Annotated in this window: 23 protein-coding genes; 4 read left to right on the plus strand and 19 right to left on the minus strand. The window is 71.1% G+C overall.

From position 1 onward, the window contains the following. Nucleotides 1-6: 6 nt before the first annotated feature. The gene (locus J7E97_RS28250) at nt 7-717 is read right to left on the minus strand and encodes an MBL fold metallo-hydrolase (protein ID WP_215033019.1); all 711 of its coding nucleotides are present in this window, start codon (nt 715-717) and stop codon (nt 7-9) included. Nucleotides 718-883: 166 nt separating this feature from the next. Here J7E97_RS28250 and J7E97_RS28255 point away from each other — a divergent pair, with 166 nt between their 5' ends. Together J7E97_RS28255 and J7E97_RS28260 are read left to right on the plus strand one after the other, a co-directional pair. Beyond that, the gene (locus J7E97_RS28255; RefSeq protein ID WP_215033022.1) at nt 884-1,666 is read left to right on the plus strand and encodes a peptidylprolyl isomerase; all 783 of its coding nucleotides are present in this window, start codon (nt 884-886) and stop codon (nt 1,664-1,666) included. Between the two features lie 200 nt (nt 1,667-1,866). Further along, complete coding sequence (locus J7E97_RS28260) at nt 1,867-3,096, plus strand: DUF349 domain-containing protein (RefSeq protein WP_215033025.1); 1,230 nt, start codon at nt 1,867-1,869, stop codon at nt 3,094-3,096. Nucleotides 3,097-3,210: 114 nt separating this feature from the next. Here the strand turns inward: J7E97_RS28260 and J7E97_RS28265 are convergent, their stop codons facing one another. The 15 genes from J7E97_RS28265 to pgsA form a co-directional block, all read right to left on the minus strand. Further along, complete coding sequence (locus J7E97_RS28265; protein WP_215033028.1) at nt 3,211-5,637, minus strand: bifunctional (p)ppGpp synthetase/guanosine-3',5'-bis(diphosphate) 3'-pyrophosphohydrolase; 2,427 nt, start codon at nt 5,635-5,637, stop codon at nt 3,211-3,213. Nucleotides 5,638-5,873: 236 nt separating this feature from the next. Continuing rightward, nucleotides 5,874-6,428 carry an adenine phosphoribosyltransferase gene (locus J7E97_RS28270; RefSeq protein ID WP_215033031.1) on the minus strand — a complete coding sequence of 185 codons (555 nt, stop codon included), beginning with the start codon at nt 6,426-6,428 and terminating at the stop codon, nt 5,874-5,876. Beyond that, complete coding sequence (gene secF, locus J7E97_RS28275; RefSeq protein ID WP_215033034.1) at nt 6,425-7,480, minus strand: protein translocase subunit SecF; 1,056 nt, start codon at nt 7,478-7,480, stop codon at nt 6,425-6,427. The genes J7E97_RS28270 and secF overlap by 4 nt, the downstream gene beginning before the upstream one ends. Before the next feature lie 3 nt (nt 7,481-7,483). After that, nucleotides 7,484-9,265: a protein translocase subunit SecD gene (gene secD / locus J7E97_RS28280; protein WP_215033037.1), complete on the minus strand. Its 1,782-nt coding sequence runs from the start codon at nt 9,263-9,265 to the stop codon at nt 7,484-7,486. A 153-nt stretch (nt 9,266-9,418) separates the two neighbouring features. After that, the gene (gene yajC / locus J7E97_RS28285; RefSeq protein WP_215033041.1) at nt 9,419-9,886 is read right to left on the minus strand and encodes a preprotein translocase subunit YajC; all 468 of its coding nucleotides are present in this window, start codon (nt 9,884-9,886) and stop codon (nt 9,419-9,421) included. Nucleotides 9,887-10,052: 166 nt separating this feature from the next. Then, nucleotides 10,053-11,114 (minus strand): Holliday junction branch migration DNA helicase RuvB, encoded by a 1,062-nt coding sequence (gene ruvB, locus J7E97_RS28290; RefSeq protein ID WP_215033044.1) that lies wholly within the window; start codon nt 11,112-11,114, stop codon nt 10,053-10,055. A gap of 118 nt (nt 11,115-11,232) precedes the next feature. Then, the gene (gene ruvA, locus J7E97_RS28295) at nt 11,233-11,865 is read right to left on the minus strand and encodes a Holliday junction branch migration protein RuvA (RefSeq protein WP_215033047.1); all 633 of its coding nucleotides are present in this window, start codon (nt 11,863-11,865) and stop codon (nt 11,233-11,235) included. Then, nucleotides 11,862-12,398: a crossover junction endodeoxyribonuclease RuvC gene (ruvC, locus tag J7E97_RS28300; protein ID WP_215033050.1), complete on the minus strand. Its 537-nt coding sequence runs from the start codon at nt 12,396-12,398 to the stop codon at nt 11,862-11,864. Before ruvC ends, ruvA begins: the two co-directional genes overlap by 4 nt. 131 nt (nt 12,399-12,529) lie before the next feature. Beyond that, nucleotides 12,530-13,282: a YebC/PmpR family DNA-binding transcriptional regulator gene (locus J7E97_RS28305; RefSeq protein WP_215033053.1), complete on the minus strand. Its 753-nt coding sequence runs from the start codon at nt 13,280-13,282 to the stop codon at nt 12,530-12,532. Nucleotides 13,283-13,339: 57 nt separating this feature from the next. Next, nucleotides 13,340-13,933, minus strand: a complete 594-nt coding sequence (pdxT, locus tag J7E97_RS28310) for a pyridoxal 5'-phosphate synthase glutaminase subunit PdxT (protein WP_215033056.1) — start codon at nt 13,931-13,933, stop codon at nt 13,340-13,342. Nucleotides 13,934-13,940: 7 nt separating this feature from the next. Next, nucleotides 13,941-14,858 (minus strand): pyridoxal 5'-phosphate synthase lyase subunit PdxS, encoded by a 918-nt coding sequence (pdxS, locus tag J7E97_RS28315; protein ID WP_215033059.1) that lies wholly within the window; start codon nt 14,856-14,858, stop codon nt 13,941-13,943. Between the two features lie 141 nt (nt 14,859-14,999). After that, complete coding sequence (locus J7E97_RS28320) at nt 15,000-15,539, minus strand: hypothetical protein (RefSeq protein ID WP_215033062.1); 540 nt, start codon at nt 15,537-15,539, stop codon at nt 15,000-15,002. 39 nt (nt 15,540-15,578) lie between these two features. Next, nucleotides 15,579-16,742, minus strand: a complete 1,164-nt coding sequence (locus J7E97_RS28325) for a glycosyltransferase family 4 protein (RefSeq protein ID WP_215033065.1) — start codon at nt 16,740-16,742, stop codon at nt 15,579-15,581. Next, a complete protein-coding gene (locus J7E97_RS28330; RefSeq protein WP_215033068.1) occupies nt 16,739-17,662 on the minus strand; it encodes a phosphatidylinositol mannoside acyltransferase in 924 nt (307 codons plus the stop codon). The genes J7E97_RS28325 and J7E97_RS28330 overlap by 4 nt, the downstream gene beginning before the upstream one ends. After that, nucleotides 17,662-18,375 carry a phosphatidylinositol phosphate synthase gene (gene pgsA / locus J7E97_RS28335; protein ID WP_215033070.1) on the minus strand — a complete coding sequence of 238 codons (714 nt, stop codon included), beginning with the start codon at nt 18,373-18,375 and terminating at the stop codon, nt 17,662-17,664. Before pgsA ends, J7E97_RS28330 begins: the two co-directional genes overlap by 1 nt. A 264-nt stretch (nt 18,376-18,639) precedes the next feature. On the opposite strand from pgsA, the gene J7E97_RS28340 reads away from it, so the two are divergent. Continuing rightward, nucleotides 18,640-20,853: an elongation factor G-like protein EF-G2 gene (locus J7E97_RS28340; RefSeq protein ID WP_215033074.1), complete on the plus strand. Its 2,214-nt coding sequence runs from the start codon at nt 18,640-18,642 to the stop codon at nt 20,851-20,853. Between the two features lie 229 nt (nt 20,854-21,082). Continuing rightward, nucleotides 21,083-22,753, plus strand: a complete 1,671-nt coding sequence (locus J7E97_RS28345; protein WP_215033076.1) for a hypothetical protein — start codon at nt 21,083-21,085, stop codon at nt 22,751-22,753. An 82-nt stretch (nt 22,754-22,835) separates the two neighbouring features. Here J7E97_RS28345 and J7E97_RS28350 read toward each other — a convergent pair whose 3' ends face one another. The 3 genes from J7E97_RS28350 to J7E97_RS28360 all read right to left on the minus strand — a co-directional run. After that, the gene (locus J7E97_RS28350; protein WP_215033079.1) at nt 22,836-23,396 is read right to left on the minus strand and encodes an HIT domain-containing protein; all 561 of its coding nucleotides are present in this window, start codon (nt 23,394-23,396) and stop codon (nt 22,836-22,838) included. A gap of 181 nt (nt 23,397-23,577) precedes the next feature. Further along, nucleotides 23,578-25,557, minus strand: a complete 1,980-nt coding sequence (gene thrS / locus J7E97_RS28355; RefSeq protein WP_215033082.1) for a threonine--tRNA ligase — start codon at nt 25,555-25,557, stop codon at nt 23,578-23,580. A gap of 165 nt (nt 25,558-25,722) precedes the next feature. After that, nucleotides 25,723-26,651 (minus strand): hypothetical protein (locus J7E97_RS28360; protein ID WP_215033085.1); only part of this gene is annotated, 929 nt, incomplete at its 5' end.

The raw sequence follows: 26,651 nt of genomic DNA on the forward strand, positions 1-26,651 counted from the left end.
CTCTCGTCACATTCCTCGTCGTGGAGACGTGAAGCCGTCTCCCAGGCCGGCGGCCACCTGCCGCAGGTACGGGTTGGTGGCGCGCTCACGGCCAATGGTCGTGTGCTCGTTGTGACCGGGCAGCACCACGGTCGAGTCGTCGAGCGGCAGGCACACGCGGGCCAGCGACTCGAGCATGTCGGCGTGGCTGCCGCCGGGGAAGTCGGTACGCCCGATGGAGCCGGCGAAGAGCAGGTCGCCCGAGAACAGGAGCGGCGGGATGTCCGCCGCCCCGGGCATCCCGAAGGTCACCGACCCCCTGGTATGGCCGGGCGCGTGCGACACGGTGAGCTCCATGCCCGCGAGGGCGAGCTTCGCGCCGTCGGTCAGCTCCTTGACGTCCGAGGGCTCCCCCACCGTGAGCTCGCCCATGAGCTGCGCGCCGAGGGAGCGGCCGAGGGCCTTCTCCGGGTCGCTCATCATGAAGCGGTCCTCGGGGTGGATCCAGGCCGGCACGTCGTGTGCTCCGCACACCGGGACCACCGAGGCCACATGGTCGATGTGGCCGTGGGTGAGGACGACCGCGACGGGCTTGAGCCGATGCTTCTTCAGCGTCTCCTCGACACCCCGGGTGGCCTCGTGGCCAGGGTCGATGATGACGCATTCCTCGCCGGCGGCGGGGGCGACCACGTAGCAGTTGGTCCCCCAGGCCCCGGCCGGGAACCCGGCAATCAGCACGTTCGTCCCTCAAATCGTCGTCCGGCGGGAGCTTGCGCGGCCGCCGGGAATCGGAATGCCGCTGCTCAGAGCCTACCGGCGCGGCTCATTACACAGCGAACCCATATACGGTACGGCCTATCCCAGCCCGGACAGTGGTATCAGATACGCACAAGGAGACGACCCGGTGGTCACGAGCGATCAGCGGCGGCGCCAGCTCGCCAGGGAGAAGTACGAACGCCAGCAGCAGCGGCGTGCCGAGGCACGGCAGAAGTCGCGCAGGCGCGCGGCCGTGATCGGCGCGGCGGTGGCCGTGGTGGTCGCGACGCTGGTCGGCCTGGTGGTCGGCGGTGTCTTCGACAAGGACAAGAAGGACGAGGCGGCCGACCCGGCCGCGAACCCCTCGGCCTCGCCCACCCCGCAGCAGTCCCCCTCCCCCGCGATGGCGATCGACGAGAAGGCGAAGTACACCTTCGACCTGAAGACGAGCGCGGGCGACATCAAGTTCGAGATGGACGCGGCGAAGACCCCGCAGACCGTCAACTCGTTCAAGTCGCTCGCCGACAAGAACTACTTCGACAAGACCAAGTGCCACCGCCTGGTGACGAACGGGATCTTCGTCCTGCAGTGCGGTGACCCCCAGGGCACCGGCTCGGGCGGCCCCGGCTACAACATCCCGGACGAGAACCTCGACGCGCTGGGCAAGGCGAACGAGCAGGGCCAGGTCGTGTACCCGGCCGGCACGGTGGCGATGGCGAACACCGGCAAGCCCGGCACGGGCGGGAGCCAGTTCTTCCTGGTCTACAAGGACAGCCCGCTCGCCCCGACGTACACCCCCTTCGGCAAGATCGACGCGGCCAGCCTGAAGATCCTCGCGGACGTGGCCAAGGGCGGTACGGCCGACGGCGGCCAGGACGGCCCCCCGAAGACCCCCGTGACCATCGAGAAGGGCACCGTCACCAAGAACTGACCGGATCAGGCGCCCCGGGCCCGGGCTGTATCCGTGAGGGCCGCTCCCGTACGTCGATATTCCGTCGTGCTGGATGCGGACAGCCGGCCCGGCGGTCGCCTATGTTGGCGTTGTGCAGGGCGGGCGCGGCCCGCCCCAGGAAACTGTGGACGATGCCCAGGGGGCGAACCCCTCGCAGGGCATCAGGTGGAGGAGGCGCTGTGAGCAGCGACCCGTGGGGCCGAGTCGACGAGACCGGCACCGTGTACGTGCGAACCGCCGACGGCGAGAAGGTCGTCGGCTCGTGGCAGGCGGGCACCCCGGAGGAGGCCCTGGCTTACTTCGAGCGCAAGTACGAGGGCCTGGTGGTCGAGATCGGCCTCCTCGAACGACGGGTGCGGACCACCGATCTGCCCTCCAAGGACGCCCAGACGGCCATCGAGCACCTGCGCAAGCAGGTGGACGAGCACCACGCCGTCGGTGACCTCGACGCGCTGCGGGTCCGGCTGGACAAGCTGGTGTCGACGGTGGACTCGCGGCGCGAGGAGCGCAAGGTCCAGAAGGCCAAGCAGACGGACGAGGCCCGTGCGGCCAAGGACGCCCTGGTCGTCGAGGCCGAGCAGCTGGCGCAGAGCGACCAGTGGCGCAGCGCCGGCGAGCGGCTGCGGGCGCTGGTGGACATCTGGAAGGGTCTGCCCCGCCTCGACCGCAAGTCGGACGACGAGCTGTGGCACCGCTTCTCGCACGCCCGCTCCGCCTTCTCCAAGCGCCGCAAGGCCCACTTCGCCTCGCTCGACGCGCAGCGCGAGGACGCCCGCAAGGTGAAGGAGAAGCTGGTCGCGGAGGCCGAGGGGCTGTCGAAGTCGACGGACTGGGGTCCGACGGCCGCCCGCTACCGCGAGCTGATGGAGAGCTGGAAGGCCGCGGGCCGCGCTCAGCGCGAGTCGGAGGACGACCTGTGGAACCGTTTCCGCGGTGCGCAGGACGTGTTCTTCGCGGCGCGCAGCGAGGTCTTCGCGGAGCGCGACGCCGAGCAGGTGGAGAACCTGAAGCTGAAGGAGGAGCTGGCCGACGAGGCCGAGAAGCTCGTCCCGGTCACCGACCTGAAGGCGGCCCGTGCCGCGTTCCGCTCGCTGAACGAGCGCTGGGAGGCCATCGGCCACGTACCGCGGGACGCGCGTCCCAAGGTCGAGGGCCGGATGCACGCCGTGGAGCGGGCCATCCAGGAGACCGAGGAAGGCGAGTGGCGCCGCACCAACCCGGAGGCGCGGGCCCGTGCGGCCGGCCTGACGGGTCAGCTGCAGGCGGCGGTCGACAAGCTGCGCGGTCAGATCGACTCGGCCCGCGCGACGGGCAACAACGCGAAGGCCGACAAGCTGTCCCGGGAGCTGGAGGGCCGTCAGGCCCTGCTGGACCAGGCGCTGAAGGGCCTCGAGGAGTTCGGCGGCTGATTTCGGGCCGCCCCGCACGCACGAGGGCCCCCGGTACGGGATTTCCGTACCGGGGGCCCTCGTGCGTGCGGGGGTCGCCGCCTCGGCCCTGCGCGGCCGTCGTGCGCGCCGCGGCTACGGCCGGCGGGCAGAGGTGACGCGGTAGACGTCGTAGACGCCCTCGACGCCCCGTACGGCCTTCAGGACGTGCCCCAGGTGCTTCGGGTCGCCCATCTCGAAGGTGAACCGGGAGGTGGCCACCCGGTCGCGGGAGGTCTGCACGGCCGCGGAGAGGATGTTCACGTGCTGGTCCGACAGGACCCGGGTGACGTCCGACAGCAGCCGGGACCGGTCCAGCGCCTCGACCTGTATGGCGACGAGGAAGACGGAGGACTGGGTGGGCGCCCACTCGACCTCCAGCATCCGCTCGGGCTGCTGGGAGAGGGAGTCCACGTTGACGCAGTCGGCACGGTGGACCGATACGCCGCTGCCCCGCGTGACGAATCCGATGATCGGGTCGCCCGGCACCGGGGTGCAGCAGCGGGCCAGCTTGACCCACACGTCGTCGACGCCCTTGACGACCACACCGGGGTCCGCGTTGCCGCGCCGCTTGCGGCCGCGCGCCGCCGGGATCGTCTCCTCGAGGTCCTCGTTGGCCGCGTCCTCGCCGCCGAGCGCCTGCACCAGCTTCTGTACGACGCCCTGCGCGGCCACGTGGCCCTCGCCGATCGCCGCGTAGAGCGAGGAGATGTCGGGGTAGCGCATCTCGTGCGCGAGGGTGACGAGCGAGTCGCCGGTCAGGATGCGCTGGATCGGCAGGTTCTGCTTGCGCATGGCCCGCGCGATGGCGTCCTTGCCGTGCTCGATCGCCTCGTCGCGCCGCTCCTTGGAGAACCAGGCGCGGATCTTGTTGCGGGCTCTGGGGGACTTGACGAAGCCCAGCCAGTCGCGGGACGGGCCGGCGCCCTCGGCCTTGGAGGTGAAGACCTCGACCAGGTCGCCGTTGTCGAGGGTCGATTCGAGCGGCACGAGCCGCCCGTTGACCCGCGCTCCTATGGTGCGGTGGCCGACCTCCGTGTGGACGGCGTACGCGAAGTCGACGGGGGTGGCCCCGGCCGGCAGCGCTATGACGTCGCCCTTGGGCGTGAAGACGAAGACCTCGTTGCGCGAGAGGTCGAAGCGCAGCGAGTCGAGGAACTCGCTCGGGTCCTCGGTCTCCTTCTGCCAGTCCAGCAGCTGGCGCAGCCACGCCATGTCGTTGACCGTGTCGTGGCCCGCGCTGCCCTTGGCGGCCTGCGGGACGTCGGTACGGACCTTCGAGGTGCCGGCGACGGTCTGCTGCTTGTACTTCCAGTGCGCGGCGATGCCGTACTCGGCGCGGCGGTGCATGTCGAAGGTGCGGATCTGGAGCTCGACCGGCTTGCCGCTGGGTCCGATGACCGTCGTGTGGAGCGACTGGTACATGTTGAACTTGGGCATCGCGATGTAGTCCTTGAACCGGCCGGGGACCGGATTCCATCGCGCGTGCACGGTGCCGAGGGCGGCGTAGCAGTCCCGGACGGTGTCCACCAGCACCCGGATGCCGACCAGGTCGTAGATCTCGGCGAAGTCGCGGCCCCGCACGATCATCTTCTGGTAGACGCTGTAGTAGTGCTTGGGCCGGCCGGTGACGGTGGCCTTGATGCGGGCGGCCCGCAGGTCTGCCTGCACCTCGTCGGTGACGACGGTGAGGTACTCGTCCCGCTTGGGGGCCCTTTCGGCCACCAGCCGCACGATCTCGTCGTACATCTTGGGGTAGAGGATCGCGAAGGCGAGGTCCTCCAGCTCCCACTTGATGGTGTTCATGCCCAGCCGGTGCGCCAGCGGGGCGTAGATCTCGAGGGTCTCGCGGGCCTTCTTCTCCTGCTTCTCCCGCTTGAGGTAACGCATGGTGCGCATGTTGTGCAGACGGTCGGCGAGCTTGATGACCAGGACCCGGGGGTCCTTGGCCATGGCCACCACCATCTTGCGCACGGTCTCGGCCTGGGCCGCCTCGCCGAACTTGACCCGGTCGAGCTTGGTGACGCCGTCGACGAGCAGGGTCACCGCGTCCCCGAAGTCGCGGCGCAGGTCCTCCAGCCCGTACTCGGTGTCCTCGACGGTGTCGTGCAGCAGTCCCGCCATCAGCGTGGCCGGGTCCATGCCGAGCTCGGCGAGGATGGTCGTCACCGCGAGCGGGTGGGTGATGTACGGGTCGCCGCTCTTGCGCTTCTGGCCGCGGTGCCAGCGCTCGGCGACCTGGTAGGCCTGCTCGATCTGGCGCAGCGTCGACGTCTCGATCTTCGGGTCGTTGCTGCGGACTATGCGCAGAAGAGGTTCCAGAACCGGGTTGTACGGGTTCGTGCGCTGGACGCCGAGGCGGGCCAGCCGCGCGCGCACCCGGTTGGAGGACCCGGCCGACTTCGCGGGCACGGGCTTGACCGGCGGCGCGGGGGCCGGCGGCGGCGTCGCGGGGCCCGCGGCGGCCGGCTCGGCCTGCGGGTCGGGCTGCGCGGCGGAGATTGGCTGGACCTCGTCTGGCAAGAGCGCTCCTCTGGGGGTCCCCCCGGGCGGAGTCCGGGGGGAGGATCCGGTGGCCCCGGTCAGGTCCGGACAACCCATGGTAGCGAGGGATCCCGACGCCCGTTCCCCGAGCCCGCCCCGGCCGTCGCGGCACTGCTCCGCTGCCCGGGTCCCGGGCGGAGCCCCGGCGCCCCGGCACATGACGGAGCGGGCGCCCCCGGGAAATCCCGGGCACGCCCGCTCCGTGGAAAACGAGCTCAGACCACGATCAGCGCGTCCAGCGGAGCCCCCGCGAGGGCCTCGGCCAGGCGGTCACGTCCCGGCAGGAACGACAGTTCCATCAAGACCGCGACCCCGGCGACCTCCGCCCCCGCCCGCCGGATCAGCTCCAGCGAAGCAGCCGCGGTACCGCCGGTGGCGAGCACGTCGTCGATGACCATGACCCGGTCCTCGGCGCACAGCGCCTCGGCGTGGATCTCGATCTCGGCGGACCCGTACTCCAGGTCGTAGGACTGCAGGAGCGTCGCCCCCGGCAGCTTTCCGGCCTTGCGCACCGGCACGAAGCCGATGCCCGCCTGCACGGCCACCGGAGCCGCGAGGATGAATCCCCGCGCCTCCAGGCCGACGATCTTCGTCGCCCCGTACTTTCCGGCCAGCTCCACCAGCACGTCCGTCAGGGCGCCGAACGCCTTCGGGTCGGCCAGCAGCGGAGTGATGTCCTTGAACATCACTCCCGGCTTCGGATAGTCCGCCACGTCCGTGATCCTGCTGAGCAGCAGGTCCCGTACCTCGGTGGACAGCTCCACGGTCACCGGCGGCGCCCCGGGCGGCCCTGCGCCACGACCTGCGGGGCGTCTTCGGTCTCGTAGCCGTCCTCGGACGGCTCGCCCTTGGCCGCCGCGGCCGCCCGCTTCGCGAGCACCCGCTTCTTCAACGCCTTCATCGCCGGCTCGCGCTCCTTCAGGTCCACGACCAGCGGGGTCGCGATGAAGATCGACGAGTAGGCGCCGGCGGCGAGGCCGACGAACAGCGACAGCGAGATGTCGTTCAGCATGCCGGCGCCCAGGAAGCCGCCGCCGATGAAGAGCAGCGCCCCGACGGGGAGCAGCGCCACGACGGTGGTGTTGATCGACCGGACCAGGGTGCCGTTGATGCTGCGGTTGGCGACCTCGCTGAACGTCCAGCGGGTCTGCTTGGTGATGTCCCTCGAGCCCTCCTTGAGACCGTCGAAGACGACGACGGTGTCGTAGAGGGAGTAACCGAGGATGGTCAGCAGGCCGATGACCGTACCCGGGGTGACCTCGAAGCCGACCAGCGCGTACACGCCGACCGTGATCGTGAGGTCGTGGATCAGCGCGATCAGGGCCGCGATCGCCATCCGCCACTCGAAGGCGATGGCGAGGTAGATCACCACGAGGACCATGAAGATGCCGAGGCCCGTCCAGGCCTTGTTGGCGATCTGCTCGCCCCAGCTGGGGCCGACCAGGTCCGCGTTGATCTGGCCCGCGTCGACCTTGAGGTCGGCGGCGAGCTTCGTCTTCACGTCGGCGGCGGAGTCGGTGTCCAGACCCGAGATCTGGATGCGCAGGCCGCCGGTGCCGAGCGCCTGGACGATCGCGTCGTGGCCGGAGGCCTTCTCCGCGTCCTCCCGGGCCCGGGTCTCCGAGACGGAGGTCTTCGGGGTGGTGAAGACGGCACCGCCCTTGAACTCGATGCCCATGTTGAGGCCAGAGACGGCCAGGGCCACGATCGCCGTGATGGTGATCAGGATGGAAACGCCGTACCAGACGAAGCGCTTGCCGACGAAGTCGTAGCCGACCTCACCTCGGTACAGCTTGGCGCCGAGATCTCCGAGCTTCGACATCTCTCACGCCTCCTTTGCGTCGACGGGAGCTGCGATGGTCGCGGTGGCCGCGCCGGAGCCGGTACGACGCGAGCGTCGCAGCGGCGGCTTCGCGCCCAGTCGCTTCGGGTCCAGACCGGACCACGGGTGACCGCTGGAGAAGAACTTCGTACGGGCGAGCAGCGTCATGACGGGCTTGGTGAAGAGGAACACCACGACCACGTCGAGCAGGGTCGTCAGACCCAGGGTGAAGGCGAAGCCCTGCACCTTGCCGACGGTGACGATGAACAGCACGGCCGCGGCCAGGAAGGACACGAAGTCGGACACCAGGATGGTGCGCCGGGCGCGCGGCCAGGCGCGCTCGACGGCCGGACGCAGGGTGCGGCCCTCGCGGATCTCGTCCCGGATGCGTTCGAAGTACACGATGAACGAGTCCGCGGTGATGCCGATCGCCACGATCGCGCCGCAGACGGCGGGCAGGTTCAGCGCGAAGCCGATGCCCTTTCCGAGCAGCGCCATGATCGTGTAGGTGAGGACGCCGGAGACGACGAGGCTGATGATGGCGATGAACGCCAGGCCCCGGTAGTACGCCAGCAGGTAGATCACGACGAGCGCGAGGCCGATGGCGCCGGCGATGAGGCCGGCCTTCAGCTGCTCGCCACCGAGCGCGGCGGTGACGGTGGTGACGCTGTCCTCCTGGAAGGACAGCGGCAGGGCGCCGTACGAGAGCATGTTGCCCAGGTCCTGTGCGGACTGCTGGGTGAAGCCGCCGGAGATCTCGGCGTTGCCGCCGGTCAGCGCCTGGCTGACGGACGGGTCGGAGATGACCTCGCCGTCGAGGACGATCGCGAACTGGTTCTGCGGGCTCTGCTTGGCGGCGAGCTCACCGGTGATCTTGGCGAACTTGTCGGCGCCCTTGTCGGTGAACTGCATCGTGACGATCCACATGCCGCGCTGCGGGTCGATGACGCCCTTGGCGTCCTTCACGTCCTGGCCGTTGACCTGCGCCGGGCCGAGCACCCACTTGCCCCAGGCCTCGCCGCGCTTGCCACAGGCGAGCGTCGGGTCCTCGGGCTTGACGTTCTTGCTGACGGCGGCGCGCTGCGCCTCGTTGGTGCAGTCCAGCGCGGCGAACTTCGCCTGCAGGTCCGCGGCAGCGGCCTCGTCGGCGGTCGGTGCGGACGGCGACGGGGCGGCCTTGTCGTCTGCCTTCTTCGACTCGCTCGCCGAGGGCGAGGGAGAGGGCGCGCTCGGGGCCTTGAGGGCCTCGCTGAGCGCACGGCCCTGGGAAGTGGCGCTGGACGACGGGGTGGCCGCACTGGCGGACGGAGATCCGGAACCGCTCGCGGAGGGGCTCGGCGAGCCGCTCGGGTTGGCTTCGGGGGTGACCGGGGCGCCGTCAGCCATCGCGAGCACGGGGCGGAAGTAGAGCTGGGCGGTGGTACCGACCTGCTCGCGCGCCTGCTGCTCGTTCGTCCCCTTGGGGATGTTCACGATGATGTGGTCTTTGCCCTGCGTCTGGACCTCGGCCTCCGAGACGCCGAGACCGTTGACGCGGCGCTCGATGATGCCGACCGCCGTGTTCATGTTGGTCTCGTTGATCGCATCCGGCTTGCCGGGCTCGCTCTTGGCCTTGAGCGTGATGCTCGTACCGCCGGCGAGGTCGATGCCGAGGCGCGGCGTCGTCTGACCAGTGAGGAACATCCCCGCGGTGAGCGCCACCATCGCGATCAGGATGATGGCCAGGGCACGCCCCGGCCTCCCCTGAGCCCCCGTGGGCCGCCGGCCCTTCTTCGGTGCTGCCACCTTGTCGTATCTCCCTGTCCAACCGTTTCGCGCCGGGTCAGCGCGTGCACGGCCACGAAATGTGTGTGGGGACCCCTGCCCCCCGCAGAAGGGTCGCTGGCGGGAACCGCGTGGGCTGCCGGTCCGGCGCCCCTCGCGATCCCCGGCGCGGTGCTACTTGGCGCCGGTTTCGCCGTCGGTCTTTCCGTCCTTCGGCTCGTCGCCCTCGGGCTCGTCCGCCGCGGGCTCGTCGGCCTTGGGCTCGTCCTTCTTGCCCAGGTCGAGCTTGGGGGCGTCGTCCTCGGTCAGGGAGGACGCGTCGTCCGGGACGACCGGCGTGTCGATGGTCAGATCATCGGTGGTGCCGTGGACGATGCGGTTGTACTCCGCGTCGTCCAGGACGGCGCCGATGGCGTTCTTGGCGAAGATGGCGTGGACGCCGGGGGCCACCTCGAGGGTGACGGTGTCCTCACCGATCTCCTTCACCGTGGCGTACATGCCGCCGATGGTGCGGACCCCGGAGCCCGGCGCCATCTGGTCGCGCATCTGCACGGCCTGCTGCTGCCTCTTCTTCTGGCTGCGGGTCAGCAGGAACATGGCGCCGACGGCCAGGACGATGGGGAGGAGGAATGAGATATTCAAGGGACGCAGGTCCTTCGCATCGACCGTACGAGCGCACGGCCTTTTCTACGGGGGGTGGGTACGCCGACCGTAAGGGTCGGCATCGGCGGAGTCTAGGCGAGTCCGCACCGATGGAACAACGCCCAGCATGTCACCGCGGTTCCTGACGAGGCGAACGTCCGCGCCGTCAGGTCCCGAACAGGCCCTGTTGTCCGCTTGATCCGCTCCCGCCGTGCTGCGGGGGAACAAGTCCCAGGTGAGCCCATGCGGCCGGGGTCGCGACCCGCCCCCGGGGCGTTCTGGCGAGGAGTCCCTCGCGCACGAGGAACGGCTCGGCCACCTCTTCCACGGTCTCCCGCTCCTCTCCGACGGCGACGGCGAGGGTCGAGAGGCCCACGGGGCCCCCGCCGAAGAGCTTGAGGAGGGCCTCCAGGACGCCCCGGTCCAGCCGGTCGAGCCCCCGCTCGTCCACCTCGTATACCTTCAGGGCGGTGCCGGCGACCGCGCGGTTGATCACACCGTCGGCCCTGACCTGGGCGTAGTCCCGGACGCGGCGCAGCAGCCGGTTGGCGATGCGCGGGGTGCCGCGGGAGCGCCCGGCGATCTCGGCGGCTCCGGCCGTGTCGATCTCCACGTCGAGGAGGCGGGCGGAGCGGTGGATGACGCGCTCCAGCTCCTCGGGGGAGTAGAACTCCATGTGCCCGGTGAAGCCGAAGCGGTCGCGCAGCGGCGGCGGCAGCAGGCCGGCCCGGGTGGTGGCCCCCACGAGCGTGAACGGCGGCAGTTCCAGCGGGATCGCGGTCGCTCCCGGGCCCTTGCCGACGATCACGTCGACGCGGAAGTCCTCCATCGCCATGTACAGCATCTCCTCGGCGGGCCGGGACATGCGGTGGATCTCGTCGAGGAAGAGCACCTCGCCCTCCTGGAGGGAGGAGAGGATCGCGGCGAGGTCGCCGGCGTGCTGGATGGCGGGGCCGGAGGTGATCCGGATGGGCGCGCCCATCTCGGCCGCGATGATCATGGAGAGGGTGGTCTTCCCCAGTCCCGGGGCACCCGACAACAGCACGTGATCGGCGGTGGCGCCGCGCTGGCGGGCCGCCTTCAGGACCAGGTCCAGCTGCTGACGGACCTTCTCCTGGCCCACGAACTCACCGAGGTCCTTGGGCCGCAGGGCCGCCTCGACGGCGGTGTCCTCGCCGTCCGCGGCGGCCGCGACGATCCGGTCGTCGCTCTCGTCATCCCAGTTCACGGTGTCAGTCTGCCTTCTCGATCGTGCGGCGGTGTACGTGCGGGCCGGGCTCCCGGGTCCCGACCACGGCGACGGACCCGCACCCGTGGCCGTCAGCGGGCGCGGCTCAGGGAGAGCGTCAGCGGGCCCGGTTCAGGGACTGGAGGGCCGCGCGCAGCAGCTGCGGCACGGGGGCCGAGCCGCCGGCGGCGATGGCGGCCTCGGCCTGCGGGGTCACGGCGGACACGGCTTCCTCGGCATCGCGGGACGCGTAGCCCAGGCCGATCAGCGCGGCCGAGAGCTGCTCCGACCAGGGCGCCGGGGCGGAGGCCGCCGCGCGCTGCGCGCCGACCATCCCGCTCGATCCCAGGGGCGAGCCCAGCTTGTCCTTCAGGTCGAGCAGCAGTTTCTGCGCGCCCTTCTTCCCGATGCCGGAGACGGCCATCAGCGCCTTCTCGTCCCCCACCGAGACGGCGACGCGCAGCGCGTCCGGGCTGTGCACCGCCAGCATCGCCTGGGCGAGCTTCGGCCCGACCCCGCTCGCGGTCTGAAGCAGCTCGAAGACCTGCCGCTCGTCGTCGTCGGCGAAGCCGTACAGCGTCAGCGAGTCCTCCCGTACGACCAGGGAGGTGGCCAGCCGGGCCGGCTCCCCGGTCCGCAGGCCGGCGAGGGTGTTCGGCGTGCAGTGGACGGCCATGCCCACTCCCCCGACCTCGATCACGGCCAGGCTGGGGGCGAGCGCGGCGACCGGGCCGCTGACGAAGGCGATCATGAGGTGCGGCCTTTCAGGGCGGTGGCGTGCTGGGCCACGGCCTGCTGGAGACGGTTCTGGGCGGGGGCGCGCCAGATGTGGCAGATGGCGAGGGCGAGGGCGTCCGCGGCGTCCGCCGGCTTGGGCGGCGCGGACAGCCGCAGCAGCCGGGTCACCATGGCCCCGACCTGCGCCTTGTCGGCGCGGCCGGAGCCTGTGACGGCTGCCTTGACCTCGCTCGGCGTGTGCAGGGCGACCGGTATGCCGCGCCGGGTGGCGCACAGCATGGCAACGGCACTGGCCTGGGCGGTGCCCATGACCGTGCTGACGTTGTGCTGGCTGAACACCCGCTCCACGGCGACGACTTCGGGCCGGTGCTCGTCCAGCCAGCTCTCGATGCCCTGCTCGATCGCGACGAGCCGCAGGCCCAGCTCCGCGTCCGAGGGCGTCCGCACGACCCCGACTCCCAGCATCGTCAGGGGGCGGCCGGCCACCCCCTCGACGACGCCGACACCGCATCGGGTCAGCCCCGGGTCAACGCCTAGTACGCGCACCCCGCCCCCTTCTTCGATCTCCTGTACGTGCGGCTTCGCAGGCTATCGGGTGGCACTGACAAAGCAGCGGGCCGACGGGGTGTGTCCCCGTCGGCCCGCTGCCCCGACGCTGTGAGCGGTGGACGCCCGGATCAGGCGTCGACCTTCTCCATGACCTCGTCCGAGACGTCGAAGTTGGCGAAGACGTTCTGCACGTCGTCGCTGTCCTCCAGTGCGTCGATCAGCTTGAAGATCTTGCGCGCGCCCTCTTCGTCCAGCTCGACCTGCATGGTCGGCAGGAAGTTGGAGTCGGCCGAGTCGTAGTCGATGCCCGCCTGCTGGAGCGCGGTGCGGACCGCGACCATGTCGGTGGCCTCGCTGATGATCTCGAAGCTGTCGCCGAGGTCGTTGACTTCTTCGGCACCCGCCTCGAGCACCGTCTCCAGGACGTCGTCCTCGGACAGCGCGCCCTTGGGCAGCAGGACGACACCCTTGCGGTTGAACAGGTACGAGACCGAGCCCGGGTCGGCCATCGAACCGCCGTTGCGGGTCATGGCGACCCGCACGTCGGACGCGGCACGGTTGCGGTTGTCGGTGAGGCACTCGATGAGCACCGCGACGCCGTTCGGGCCGTAGCCTTCGTACATGATCGTCTCGTAGTCGGCGCCGCCGGCCTCGAGGCCGCCGCCGCGCTTGACCGCGGAGTCGATGTTCTTGTTCGGGACCGAGCTCTTCTTGGCCTTCTGGATGGCGTCGAAGAGGGTCGGGTTGCCATCGATGTCGGCGCCGCCCATACGGGCCGCGACCTCGATGTTCTTGATCAGCTTCGCGAAGAGCTTGCCGCGCTTGGCGTCAACCACGGCCTTCTTGTGCTTCGTCGTAGCCCATTTAGAGTGGCCGGACATCTGCCTGTCTCCTTCGCGTCACCAACAGTGTTCGCCTCAGATCCTACCGGGACGCCGTCAGAGCCCCGCGCGCACCATGTCGACGAAGTACGCGTGGACCCGGTCGTCGCCCGTCAGCTCGGGGTGGAACGAGGTGGCGAGGACGTTGCCCTGGCGCACGGCGACGGTGTGTCCGTCGTACGTGGCGAGCACCTCGGCGGCGGCGCCGACGGACTCCACCCAGGGTGCGCGGATGAAGACGCCCTCGACGGGGCCGCCCTCTATCCCGGCGAAGTCGACCTGGGCCTCGAAGGACTCGTTCTGCCGCCCGAAGGCGTTGCGGCGCACGATCATGTCGATGCCGCCCAGGGTCTCCTGGTCGTCACGGCCGTCCAGGAGCTTGTCCGCGAGCATGATCATGCCGGCGCAGGTGCCGTAGACCGGCATCCCGGCCCGCACGCGCTCGCGCAGCGGCTCCAGCATGCCGAACAGCACGGCGAGCTTCGACATGGTCGTGGACTCACCGCCGGGGATCACCAGCGCGTCGACCTCGGCGAGCTCCTCGGGACGCCGGACCGGCCTGGCCACGGCGTCAGCCGAGGCCAGGGCGATCAGGTGCTCCCGTACATCGCCCTGGAGAGCCAGGACGCCGACAACGGGGGTGTTCGTCATGAGGTGATTACCAGCCGCGGTTGGCGTAGCGCTCGGACTCGGGGAGGGTGTCGCAGTTGATGCCGACCATGGCCTCGCCCAGGTTGCGGGAGGCGTCCGCGATGATCTTCGGGTCGTCGTAGAAGGTGGTGGCCTTCACGATGGCGGCGGCGCGCTTGGCCGGGTCGCCCGACTTGAAGATGCCGGAGCCGACGAAGACGCCCTCGGCACCGAGCTGGCGCATCAGCGCGGCGTCCGCCGGGGTGGCCACGCCACCGGCGGAGAACAGCACGACCGGGAGCTTGCCGAGCTCGGCGACCTCCTTGACGAGCTCGTACGGGGCGCGCAGCTCCTTGGCCGCGGCGTACAGCTCGTTGTTGTCGTAGCCGCGCAGGCGGGCGATCTCGTTCTTGATCTGGCGCAGGTGGCGGACGGCCTCGACGACGTTGCCGGTGCCGGCCTCGCCCTTCGAGCGGATCATGGCCGCGCCCTCGGCGATGCGGCGCAGGGCCTCGCCCAGGTTGGTGGCACCGCAGACGAAGGGGGTGGTGAACGCCCACTTGTCGGAGTGGTTGACCTCGTCGGCCGGGGTCAGGACCTCGGACTCGTCGATGTAGTCGACGCCGAGGGACTGGAGGACCTGGGCCTCGACGAAGTGGCCGATGCGGGACTTGGCCATGACCGGGATGGAGACGGCCTCGATGATCTCTTCGATCATGTTGGGGTCGGACATCCGGGCGACGCCGCCGTCCTTGCGGATGTCGGCGGGGACCCGCTCCAGGGCCATGACGGCCACGGCGCCGGCGTCTTCGGCGATCTTCGCCTGCTCGGCGTTGACCACATCCATGATCACGCCGCCCTTGAGCTGCTCGGCCATGCCGCGCTTGACGCGGGAGGTGCCGATCGCCGACTCGGCGGACTGGGGGGTGGAGGGAAGCGTGCTCACGGATTGACCTCACTCGAAAGGAAGATTCAGGTGGAACAAGTGGAACTGGTGGTACTTGACCGAGGAAACCCTCTGGACCAGTCCAATGCAAGGGCCAATGCGCAGCCGGTGGCTCCTCGCGATTTGGCCATTGGGTACAAGTCAGGGCCGTTCCGCGAGGTCCGCCGGGGGCTCGTCGTCCATCTCGAAGGCCAGCGGGAAGGGCGCGTGGCCCGCCAGCCGGAACCACCGGACCTTGCGGTGCCGGCGCAGGGCGCGGGCGGCGCGTACGGCGTCGTTGTGGAACCGGCGCGCCATGGGCACCCGGCGGACCGCCGCCGCGAGCTCCTCGGTCGCCTCCGCCCCGCCCGGGGCCGCCTTCAGCACCTCGACCTGTTCTGAATCGGCGAACACCGCGCGCAGCGCCTGGCTCAGCTCGCTCTCCGCGACCTCGCGGTGCTCCTCCTCGGCCTGCCGGGCGGCGTGCGCGGCCTCGTACAGGACGATGGCGGACGCGGGGTCGAGCACCCCGGAGGCGGCGACCTCCACCACCACGGAGGCGCGCCGGACGAGCTGGGCGTCGAGCGCGGCGCGGGCGGCGTCCATCCGCGAGTGCAGCCGGTCGAGCCGTCCGGCGGTCCAGCTGAGGTAGACGCCGATGACGCCGAGCGCCAGAGCGATCCAGACAAGGGTTTCGGTCACGGGCCGCGACTCTACCTTTTGACGCGTGGCCCGTCGGGGCTACCCGTCCCGGGTCAGGCCCAGGCGGGTGCGCAGCGAGACCCGCTCGTCGGTGGCGACGGCGGCCGCGCCGTCGGTGACCGTTTCGTAGACGGCCAGGATGTCCGCGCCGACCGTGGACCAGTCGAAGCGGCGCACGTGGGCGGAGCCGCGGGCGCCGAGTTCCGCGCGGCGGGCCGGGTCCCGCAGGAGGGCGATCGCCGACTCGGCCAGGGACGCGGGGTCCTCGTTCGTGAAGAGTTCGCCCGCCTTGCCCTGGTCCAGGACCTGGGCGAAGGCGTCCAGGTCGGCGGCCAGTACGGTCGCGCCGGCCGACAGGGCCTCGACCAGGATGATCCCGAAGCTCTCGCCGCCGGTGTTCGGAGCCACGTACACGTCGACGCTGCGCAACAGCCTCGCCTTGTCCTCGTCCGAGACCATGCCGAGGAATTCCACGCGGGCGCGGAGCTCGGCCGGCAGGGAGGCCACCGCCTCCTCCTCGTCGCCCCGGCCCGCCACGAGGAGGCGTACCTCCGGGCACTGCTCCACGATGCGGGGGAAGGCCGCCATGAGGACGGGAAGGCCCTTGCGGGGTTCGTCGATGCGGCCGATGAAGCCGAGGGTCTGGCCGGACCAGGCAGGGTTCGGTTCGGCCCTGGCGAAGAAGTCCACGTCCACGCCGTTGGGGATCACCACGGCGTCCCCGCCGAGGTGCTCCACGAGCGTGCGCCGCGCGTACTCGCTCACGGCGATCCGGGCGCTGATCTTCTCCAGCGCCGGCTGGAGGATCGGGTACGCCGCCAGCATCGCCCGCGAGCGCGGGTTGGAGGTGTGGAAGGTGGCCACGATCGGGCCCTGCGCCGCCCAGCAGGTCAGCAGTCCCAGCGAGGGGGAGGTCGGCTCGTGGATGTGGACCACGTCGAAGACGCCGTCGTGCAGCCAGCGCCGCACCCGCGCCGCCGACAGGAAGCCGAAGTTCAGCCGGGCGACCGATCCGTTGTAGGGCACCGGCACCGCCCGTCCCGCCGAGACCACGTACGTCGGCAGCGGGGTCTCGTCGTCCGCCGGGGCCAGTACGGACACCTCGTGGCCGAGACGGATCAGGTGTTCCGCCAGGTCCCGGGTGTGGAACTGGACGCCGCCCGGCACGTCCCACGAGTAGGGGCAGACGATGCCGATCTTCACTCGGACTGCCCCTCGGGCCGGCCCGCGGTCTCCAGGTCCTCGGTCCACAGCCGCTGCAGCATGTGCCAGTCCTCCGGATGTTCGGCGATCCCCCGCGCGAAGGCGTCGGCGACCGCCTGGGTCATGACGCCCGTCTTCTCCTGCCGGGTGCCCTTCTCGGGTACCTCCACCGGGGAGTGGATCCGGCCGAACATCTTCGGCGCGGCCCCGTAGTAGAGCGTGGCGGGCAGCAGCACCGCGCCCGTCTGCTGAGCGAGGAGCGCCGGTCCGGCCGGCATCCGTGCCGCCGAGCCGAAGAAGTCCACTTCCACGCCGGACGCCGACAGGTCGCGGTCGGCGACCAGGCAGACCAGCCCGCCCGAGCGCAGCCGGCGCGCCAGCGTGCCGAAGGCGGCGCCGCCGTTGTGCGGGAGCACCTCCATGCCCAGGCTCTCGCGGTAGGCGACGAAGCGGTCGTAGAGGGTCTCCGGCTTGAGCCGCTCGGCGACGGTGGTGAACGGGACGCCGATGTGGGTGGTGGCCCAGGCGCCGGCGAGGTCCCAGTTGGCCAGGTGCGGCAGGGCGACCACGACTCCGCGCCCGGAGGCCAGGGCCTCGCGCAGGATGTGGTCGTCCTTCATCTCCACGTCGACGCCGAAACGTTCCTTGGGCATGGTGGGCAGCCGGAAGGACTCCATCCAGTACCGCATGTACGAGCGCATGCCCGCGTGCGACAGCTCGCGCAGCCGCTCCGGCGTCGCGTCCGGCACCACCCGGGCCAGATTCGTCTCCAGCCGCAGCACGCTCTTGCCGCGCCGCTTCCAGGCGTAGTCCGCGATCCGCCGCCCGAGGGCCGCCGCGGCGGGCTCGGGCAGCTTCTTGACCCCGGCCCAGCCGAGCCCGTAGAGCCCGTCGACCAGCTTGTCCTGAACCTTGCCCATCAGGCCGTACCGCCTTCGGAAGGGGTGGCGGGGCCGCCGGGAGCGGCGGCCCCGGCGGCAGCGGCCTCGGCGGCGGCAGCCGCGTCGGCCTCCGCCGACTCGCGCCGTACGGTGACCACCCGCTGGATCAGCGTCACGAGCGAGCCCGCCGCGACGAGCCACAGCGCGATCGGCAGCAGCACGCCGATCCACGAGGACACCCCGAAGGTCTCCAGCCCGGACAGACCGGCCGCGACCAGCGTGATCACCAGCCGTTCGGCCCGCTCGATGAGCCCGTTGACGGCCACCGGCAGCCCGATCGATTCACCGCGCGCCTTGGTGTACGAGACCACCTGCCCGCTGGCGAGGCAGAAGATCGCGACCGCGCACAGGGCGTTGTCGTTCCCGGAGCCCGCGTACCAGAGCGCGAGCCCGCCGAAGATCGCCGCGTCCGCGACCCGGTCGAGCGTCGAGTCGAGGAACGCTCCCCACCGGCTCGAGACGCCGGCCTGGCGGGCCATGTTCCCGTCCACCAGGTCGGAGAAGACGAAGAGCGTGATGGTGATCGTGCCCCAGAAGAACTCGCCCATGGGGAAGAAGACCAGTGCTCCCGCCACCACTCCGGCCGTGCCGATGAGGGTGACCGCGTCGGGACTCACTCCCAGCCTGAGCAGAAAAGCGGCGAATGGCGTGAGAACACGCGTGAAGAATGCACGCGCGTACTTGTTCAGCATGGCCTTCCCGGAGGGTCGCTGGGCCGCACGGCCACCACGGCCACCGGCTGGCCCATCGTAGCCAGCGCCCCGGCCCGTCAGCGCAACGCACCCACCGGTTCACCCCGCGTGAGCCGTTCCCGGGCCCCTCGACACGTCCCGGACGCCCGCCCGGGACCTCCGGCCACCCGCGCGAGCCGCCGCGTACGACGTATGGACGCGGTGTGACGGCAGTGCAAAGCTCGAAGAACCCCATTTCCTCTCCGACCGGGAGGCACGAGCACCATGGGAGCCACATCACACCAAGCCGGGGCCGCCGGCAGGGCACTGACGGCCGACCGCCCCAGCTCCGTACGGAACGTCGTGCTGGTCGGCCACAGCGGATCCGGCAAGACCACCCTGGTCGAGGCCCTGGCCCTGACCGCCGGCGCCGTCAACCGGGCCGGCCGCGTCGAGGACGGTTCCACCGTCTCCGACCACGACGAGATCGAGCACCGGCGCCAGCGCTCGGTGCAGCTCTCCCTGGTCCCCGTGGAGTGGGCCGGAATCAAGATCAACATCATCGACACCCCCGGATACGCCGACTTCGTGGGGGAACTGCGGGCCGGTCTGCGCGCCGCCGACGCGGCCCTCTTCGTCGTCTCCGCCGCCGAGGACGGGGACGGCCTCTCCGGCGCCACCCGCATGGTCTGGGACGAGTGCGCCGCCGTCGGCATGCCCCGCGCCATCGTCGTCACCCACCTCGAGGCCGCCCGCGCCGACTACACCCAGATGACCACCGTCTGCGGCGACGCCTTCGGCGCCGACGACCCCGACGCCGTCCGCCCCCTCTACCTCCCCCTCCACGGCCCCGCCGCCCACGACGGGCACGCCCAGGTCGCGGGCCTGCTCGGCCTGCTCTCGGGGCGGGTCTACGACTACACCTCCGGGGACCGCGTCGAACGCGACCCGGACCCCGCCGAGCTGGAGCTCATCACCGAGGCCCGCGCCCGCCTCATCGAGGGGATCATCGCCGAGAGCGAGGACGAGACCCTCATGGACCGCTACCTCGCGGGCGAGGACATCGACCTCAAGACCCTCGTGGACGACCTGGAGCGCGCCGTCGCCCGCGGCACCTTCCACCCCGTCCTGATGGCCGCCCCCGCCGCCGACGGCGCCCGCAAGGGCCTCGGCACCGTGGAACTCCTCGAACTGATCACCGGCGGCTTCCCGACCCCGCTGGAGCGCGCCCCCGTCGCCGTCACCGCCCCGGACGGCGCCGCCCGCCCCGCCGTCACCTGCGACCCCGACGGCCCGCTCGTCGCCGAGGTCGTCAAAACCTCCTCCGACCCCTACGTCGGGCGCGTCTCCCTCGTCCGCGTCTTCTCGGGCACCCTGCGCCCCGACGAGACCGTCCACGTCAGCGGGCACGGGCTGGCCGACCACGGCCACCAGGACCACGACGTCGACGAACGCGTCGGGAGCCTCACCTCCCCCTTCGGCAAACAGCAGCGCACGCTCACCCAGTGCATCGCCGGAGACCTGGCCTGCGTGGCCAAACTCACCCGCGCCGAGACCGGCGACACCCTCTCCGCCAAGGAAAACCCCCTCCTCATGGACGCCTGGTCCATGCCCGACCCGCTCCTCCCCCTCGCCATCGAGGCCCACAGCAAGGCCGACGAGGACAAGCTCTCCCAGGCCCTGGCCCGGCTCGTCGCCGAGGACCCCACCATGCGGCTCGAACAGAACCCGCACACCCATCAGCTCGTCCTGTGGTGCCTGGGCGAGGCCCACCAGGACCTCGCCCTCGAGCGGCTGCGCACCCGCTACGGGGTCCAGGTCGACCCCGTCCCCCACCGGGTCAGCCTCCGCGAGACGTTCGGCGCCAGAGCGGCCGGCCGCGGCCGGCACGTCAAACAGTCCGGCGGACACGGCCAGTTCGCCATCTGCGAGATCGAGGTCGAGCCGCTGCCCCCCGGCAGCGGCATCGAGTTCGTCGACAAGGTCGTCGGCGGGGCCGTCCCCCGCCAGTTCATCCCGTCCGTCGAGAAGGGCGTACGGGCGCAGGCCGCGCGCGGGGTCTCGGCCGGATATCCGCTGGTCGACGTGCGCATCACCCTCCTCGACGGCAAGGCCCACTCGGTGGACTCCTCCGACGCCGCCTTCCAGACCGCCGGCGCCCTCGCCCTGCGCGAAGCCGCCGCCGAGGCCGCCATCCACCTCCTCGAACCGGTCGCCGAGCTCGCCGTCCTCGTCCCCGACGAGTACGTCGGCCCCGTCATGAGCGACCTCGCGGGCCGCCGCGGCCGCGTCGTCGGCACCGACCAGGCCGGCCCCGGCCGCACCCGCGTCCTCGCCGAGATCCCGGAGATCGAGATCGGCCGCTACGCCGTCGAACTGCGCTCCGTATCGCACGGCACCGGCCGGTTCAGCCGTGCGTACGCGCGCCACGAGCCGATGCCGCCCCAGCTGGCGGACAAGCTACGCGAACAGGCGGAGAAGGGAAGCCAGTTGACATAGCGCCATTTGGCGCCCGTTCAACCCGCTTGCGGCGGGCGGCATTTGGCTGTCCCATGACCACGGGGAGGAATCCGCCGATAGGCTCGTCCGCGGTGAAGCGGGGGTTCCGAGCGGGTAGACCAACCGAGCGGGCGCCACGGCGGGACCGCGCACGGACGATGGGGTGGAGCGGCGCGGGCCGCGCGGGCAGGCCCGCACACGAGCACGACGCACAGCGATGGGGGCAACGGTGGCGGACGACGGATTCGATTTCAGGCCCGGAGCGCAGGTGCCGCTCCAGGGCGGCGGCGGGCAGACCGCCGCGACCAACGCCCTGGCCTCGGCCGCCTACCGGGACGGGGCGCAGGACACCAAGCTGCCCTCCATACTCGACGCCAACAACGAGTACCACGAGTCCGTCGTCAAACCCGGCAAGATCGCCCTCTTCGAACCCAACCTCGGCGAGGCCTTCTGCCGCGCCGTCGAGGCCCGCACCATCCCCCCGACCCGCAAGCCCCTGATCCAGTCCTTCGGCGCCGACCCGCAGACTGTGGTCGAGCACTGCCTCGCCGCCTCCCGCATCCGCAAGGAGCGCGACCGCAAGCTCCGCTGGATCATGCTCGTCTGCGGGCTCGTGTTCCTCCCCGGGCTGCTCCTGTGGCTCGGCCTCTTCTGGGTCCGCCGGCTCCTGGCCGCCTCCGAGGGCAAGCGCGCCTCCTGGATGGGCACCGCCCTCCTCGTCGGCGTCGCCGTCGTGGTCGCCGTCCTGATGTTCCGCCTCCCGCTGACCGGCGTCCTCGGCCTCTACGTCCGCGCCATGGTCATCGCCCCCGCCCTCGGCTGGTTCTTCGCCCGCCGGATCTGCGAGGCCACCGCCGCTGACCTGCGCTCGCGCTGGGACGGCCTGCTCGCCGGCGGCGGAGGCGTCGCCGCCAAGATCCCCGAGGCGGTCCCCGGCAACCCCGACGAGAAGGCCCGCGAGGACCTGCGCCGCTCCCTGGCCAAGCTCACCGCCGAGGACCGCAGCAACTCCGTCTTCTACGCCGGCCCCAAGGGCATACTCGGCATGGGTACCCGCTGGGGCAGCTGGCAGATGGCCGAGGAGCTCGCCCCCAAGACCGAGGGCGCGGAGATCCACCCCTTCCGCAGCTGGGACGTCATACGCGCGGTCGACACCCAGCTGCGCAAGCTGGAGCGCGGCCCCCTGCACACCGGCGGGCTCCCGCCCGCCTCGATCCAGCACTGGATCGTCAGCCCGGTCGGCGAAGGCGCCAAGGAGGTCGCCCGCCCCACCGGAGCGGATGTCGACACCTTCCTGATCAAGCCGCACGAGATCACCCGGATCTGCAACGAGCAGCAGTTCAGCGCCGGCAACCGGCACTACCTCGGCATCCAGTACCCGCTCTGGGACGGCCAGCTCGTCATCACCATGCTGGTCACGGTCACCGTGCTCTACAAGACGCTGCGCGTGGAGGTCACCGGCCACGCGCTGGGCCCCGTACACGGCCTGTTCACCACCAAGTCGAAGGCTCCGGTGGTCGAGGTTCCCAAATCCATCCGGTTCTGGGAGACCGTGGAGCGCCCGCTGCCCCTGGTCGACGCGAACGAGGTCGTACGCCTCGCCGTGCGGGCACCGTTCACCTGGTACCCGCCGCTCCTCGACTACCTCGGCGGCAAGCTCGTCCTGCCCGAGCCCTTCGGCGTCCGGCACGTCTGGGCCGGCCAGCCGTGGCGCCACCGCTTCATGGCGGACGACGCGATGCGCGCCGCGACCCCCGTCCTGCGGGCGGTGCACACCGCCGCGATGCGGGTCCTGGACGAGAACGGCGTGGACATCGACCGCTTCACGAACCGCTCGTCGATCATCAGCGGCCTGGTCCAGGACGCGGCGCCGCGCAAGGCGGACGTCTACGACGCCTGAGCGCGGCCGGGAGGACCGGTGGCCCGGTCCCGGCCCGGTGGCCCACCGGGAGGACCGGGCGGCCGGGCGGAACCGGAAGGGACTACTCGACCGGCCAGGCGTCCGCGAGCATCTGCCGGGTGTCCGCGAGCAGTTGGGGCAGCACCTTGGTGTGGCCCACGACCGGCATGAAGTTCGTGTCCCCGCCCCAGCGGGGCACGATGTGCTGGTGCAGGTGCGCGGCGATGCCTGCCCCGGCGGCCTGGCCCTGGTTCATCCCGATGTTGAAACCGTGCGCCCCGGAGGCCTTGCGCAGCGCGATCATCGCCCGCTTCGTGAGGTCCGCGAGCTCGACCGTCTCGGCCGCGTCCAGGTCCGTGTAATCGGCGACGTGCCGGTACGGGACGACCATCAGGTGGCCGCCGTTGTACGGGTAGAGGTTCAGCACGGCGTAGACGTGCTTCCCCCGCGCCACGATCAGCCCGTCCTGGTCGGACATCTCCGGAATCCCGCAGAAGGGACAGCCGTCCCCGGCCTCCGGCCCGGTCGGCTTGTTCTCCCCCTGGATGTAGGCCATCCGGTGGGGCGTCCACAGACGCTGGAACGCGTCCTGCGTGCCCACACCGATCTGCTGCTCCGGCTCAATCGTCATGGGATGCAGCATATGACCTTGCCCCCGCCCGGCGTGTCGCCGGGGCGAAGACCGGCGACGGGCTCGTCCTCGTCCCGGATGTTCCGGGCGTTGCGGGCGTTGCGGGCGTTGCGGCGGGAGGACGAAAGGGAGCCCCCGGGGAACCGAGGTTCCCCGGGGGCTCCGGTCGGTCCCCGCCCGCGCGGGGTCCGGATCACACCTGTACGCGGCGCTCCACCACGTCGACGAGCTTGGCCAGCGCCTGGTCGCGCGGGACGCCGTTCTCCTGCGAACCGTCGCGGTAGCGGAAGGAGACGGTGCCCGCGGCCATGTCCTCGTCACCGACGATGATCATGAACGGGACCTTGAGCTTCTGCTGGTTGCGGATCTTCTTCTGCATCCGGTCGGACGAGGCGTCCACCTCGACCCGCAGGCCCTTCTTCTTCGCCTCGGCGGCGAACTCCTGCAGGTACTCGATGTGCGAGTCGCCGATCGGGATGCCGACCGCCTGGACGGGGGCGAGCCACGGCGGCATGACGCCCGCGTAGTGCTCCAGGAGCACCGCGAAGAACCGCTCGATGGAACCGAACAGCGCACGGTGGATCATGACCGGCCGCTGCTTGGTGCCGTCCGGCCCGGTGTACTCCAGGTTGAAGCGCTCCGGGAGGTTGAAGTCGAGCTGCACGGTCGACATCTGCCAGGTGCGGCCGATCGCGTCGCGGCACTGGACCGAGATCTTCGGGCCGTAGAACGCGGCGCCGCCCGGGTCCGGGACCAGCGGGAGGCCCTGCTTCTCGGCCACCTGCTGGAGGGTCGCGGTGGCCTCTTCCCAGATCTCGTCCGAGCCGACGAACTTCTCCGGGTCCTTGGTCGACAGCTCCAGGTAGAAGTCGGTCAGACCGTAGTCGCGGAGCAGGTTCAGCACGAAGGTCAGGGTGCGGTCGAGCTCCTCCGCCATCTGCTCCTTGGTGCAGTAGATGTGCGCGTCGTCCTGGGTGAAACCGCGCGAGCGGGTCAGGCCGTGCACGACACCGGACTTCTCGTACCGGTAAACGGTGCCGAACTCGAAGAGGCGCAGCGGGAGTTCGCGGTAGGAGCGGCCGCGCGCGTCGAAGATCAGGTTGTGCATCGGGCAGTTCATGGGCTTGAGGTAGTAGTCGGTACCACCGTCGAGCTGCATGGGGGGGTACATGCCCTCCGCGTACCAGTCCAGGTGCCCGCTCTTCTCGAAGAGGGTGCCCTTGGTGGCGTGCGGGGTGTAGACGAACTCGTAGCCCTCTTCCTCGTGCCGCTTGCGCGAGTAGTCCTCCATGGTGCGGCGGATGACGCCGCCGCGCGGGTGGAAGACGGCCAGGCCGGAGCCGATCTCGTCCTGTACGGAGAACAGGTCGAGCTCGGTGCCGAGCTTGCGGTGGTCGCGCTTCTCGGCCTCCGCGAGGAAGTCGAGGTGGGCCTTCAGCTCCTCCTTCGACGGCCACGCGGTGCCGTAGATGCGCTGGAGCATCGGGTTCTTCTCGCTGCCGCGCCAGTAGGCGGCGGCGTTGCGCATGAGCTTGAACGCGGGGATGTTGCGGGTGGTGGGCAGGTGCGGACCGCGGCACAGGTCCGACCAGGACACGTCGCCGCTCTTCGCGTCGATGTTGTCGTAGATGGTCAGCTCGCCGCCGCCCACCTCGACGTTCGCGCCGTCGTCCGCGGTCGCGGCCGAGCCCTTGAGGCCGATGAGCTCCAGCTTGTACGGCTCGGCCGCGAGCTCCTCGCGGGCCGCGTCGTCGGTGACCACGCGGCGGGCGAACTTCTGGCCGCGCTTCTGGATCTCCTGCATCTTCTTCTCGATGGCCTTGAGGTCATCGGGGGTGAAGGGCTTCGCGACGTCGAAGTCGTAGTAGAAGCCGTCCCGGACCGGCGGGCCGATGCCCAGCTTGGCCTCGGGGAAGAGCTCCTGCACGGCCTGCGCCATGACGTGGGCGGTCGAGTGGCGCAGGATGTTCAGGCCGTCCTCGGAGGAGATCTCCACCGGCTCGACGGTCTCGCCGTCCCGCACCTCGTACGCGAGGTCCTTCAGCTCACCTGCGATGCGCGCGGCGACGATGGTGCGCTCGCCGGCGAAGAGCTCCGCCGCCGTAGTGCCCGTGGCCACCACGCGCTCGTCCCGCTCGGAATCGCGTTGGATGATCACACGGACGTCTGACACCGGTCTCTCCTGACTCAGGGGGTGCGCGAGCGAACACCGCGCGCCTGAATCGTACCGAGCCGATGGGCCGCGCCGCTAAACGGTTGTTCCGGCCCCCCTCGGCGGCGCTGGACGGGCGGGGCTGACCGAGGGCTGATCGGGGGCCGATCGAGGGCCGATCCGGGGCTAATCGTCGGACGGGAGGACCTCCGACGGGTCGAAGGACTCCTCCAGCGACTTCATCAGGCGGTCCCGCTCCACCTCGTCGAGCGGCACCGGCCTGACGTCCGTGGCCTGCGTCAGGCGCCGGAAGCCGCCGCGCCGCTGCAGCCGCCCGCTGACCCGGATCGGCAGTCCGACCAGGTGCGCGTGGCCGGCCACCCGGTACGACTCCTCGTCGAGCACCGCCCGGACGTACGGGATCTCCGCCCCCGCCAGCACCCGCAGCCGGACCGTGCCCCCGCCGCCGGAAGCCGCACGGCGCATCCGGACCACCGCGCCCGCCACCCGGACCGTCTGCGCCGGCTCGTCCCGGGTGTAGCGCGCGGCCGCCTCCCGGAGCACCGGGAGGTCCCCGGGTGAGAACTCCACCGGCTCCGGCCGGGCCGCGCACCCCGCCGGCACCCCCGCGGCCGGGGCCCAGGCGAGCGTGACGCGGGCTCCCTCCGAACCGCGGACCAGCGCGATGAGCGCCTCGGCGAGCTCCCGGCTGACCCCTGCCTGCACCGCCGCGTCGAAGGCCTCCATGCCGCCGGTGGCCCGCCGGTAGTCCACGGCCTCGCGGGCGGCGTGCAGCGCGTGGTGCAGCCGGGCCACCGGGCCGCGGCCCCCGTCGACGGGCACGTAGGCGGTGAGCCGCCGCCCGTCGGGGGCCGGCCCGACGAGCACCCCGTCCAGCGCCCGCTCGGCCTGCCCCCGGTGCCGGGCGCCGTAGTACCCGGCGCGGGCCCGGTCGGCCAGCGCCCCGGCGAGGAGCAGCCGGCGGGCGGCGGAACGCAGCTGCTCCTGCGCGGTCCAGTCGGCCTCGCCCCGGAATCCGCCGGCCCCCTGCGGGATCTCGCGGTCCCAGCGGATCTCGTCGCTCGGCACGATCAGCCCGTAGAGCACCTCGCGGG

Origin of the sequence: Streptomyces sp. ISL-66 (assembly GCF_018614135.1) — a bacterium.
In the GTDB taxonomy this organism is placed as follows: Bacteria; Actinomycetota; Actinomycetes; order Streptomycetales; family Streptomycetaceae; genus Streptomyces.

Coding starts and splice junctions, on each gene's coding strand:
- pgsA (WP_215033070.1), bottom strand. CDS start 18,375: ATGCTGAACAAGTACGCGCGTGCATTCTTCACGCGTGTTCTCACGCCA.
- pdxT (WP_215033056.1), bottom strand. CDS start 13,933: ATGACGAACACCCCCGTTGTCGGCGTCCTGGCTCTCCAGGGCGATGTA.
- J7E97_RS28350 (WP_215033079.1), bottom strand. CDS start 23,396: ATGCTGCATCCCATGACGATTGAGCCGGAGCAGCAGATCGGTGTGGGC.
- secF (WP_215033034.1), bottom strand. CDS start 7,480: ATGTCGAAGCTCGGAGATCTCGGCGCCAAGCTGTACCGAGGTGAGGTC.
- J7E97_RS28305 (WP_215033053.1), bottom strand. CDS start 13,282: ATGTCCGGCCACTCTAAATGGGCTACGACGAAGCACAAGAAGGCCGTG.
- ruvA (WP_215033047.1), bottom strand. CDS start 11,865: ATGATCGCCTTCGTCAGCGGCCCGGTCGCCGCGCTCGCCCCCAGCCTG.
- J7E97_RS28340 (WP_215033074.1), top strand. CDS start 18,640: ATGGGAGCCACATCACACCAAGCCGGGGCCGCCGGCAGGGCACTGACG.
- J7E97_RS28330 (WP_215033068.1), bottom strand. CDS start 17,662: ATGGGCAAGGTTCAGGACAAGCTGGTCGACGGGCTCTACGGGCTCGGC.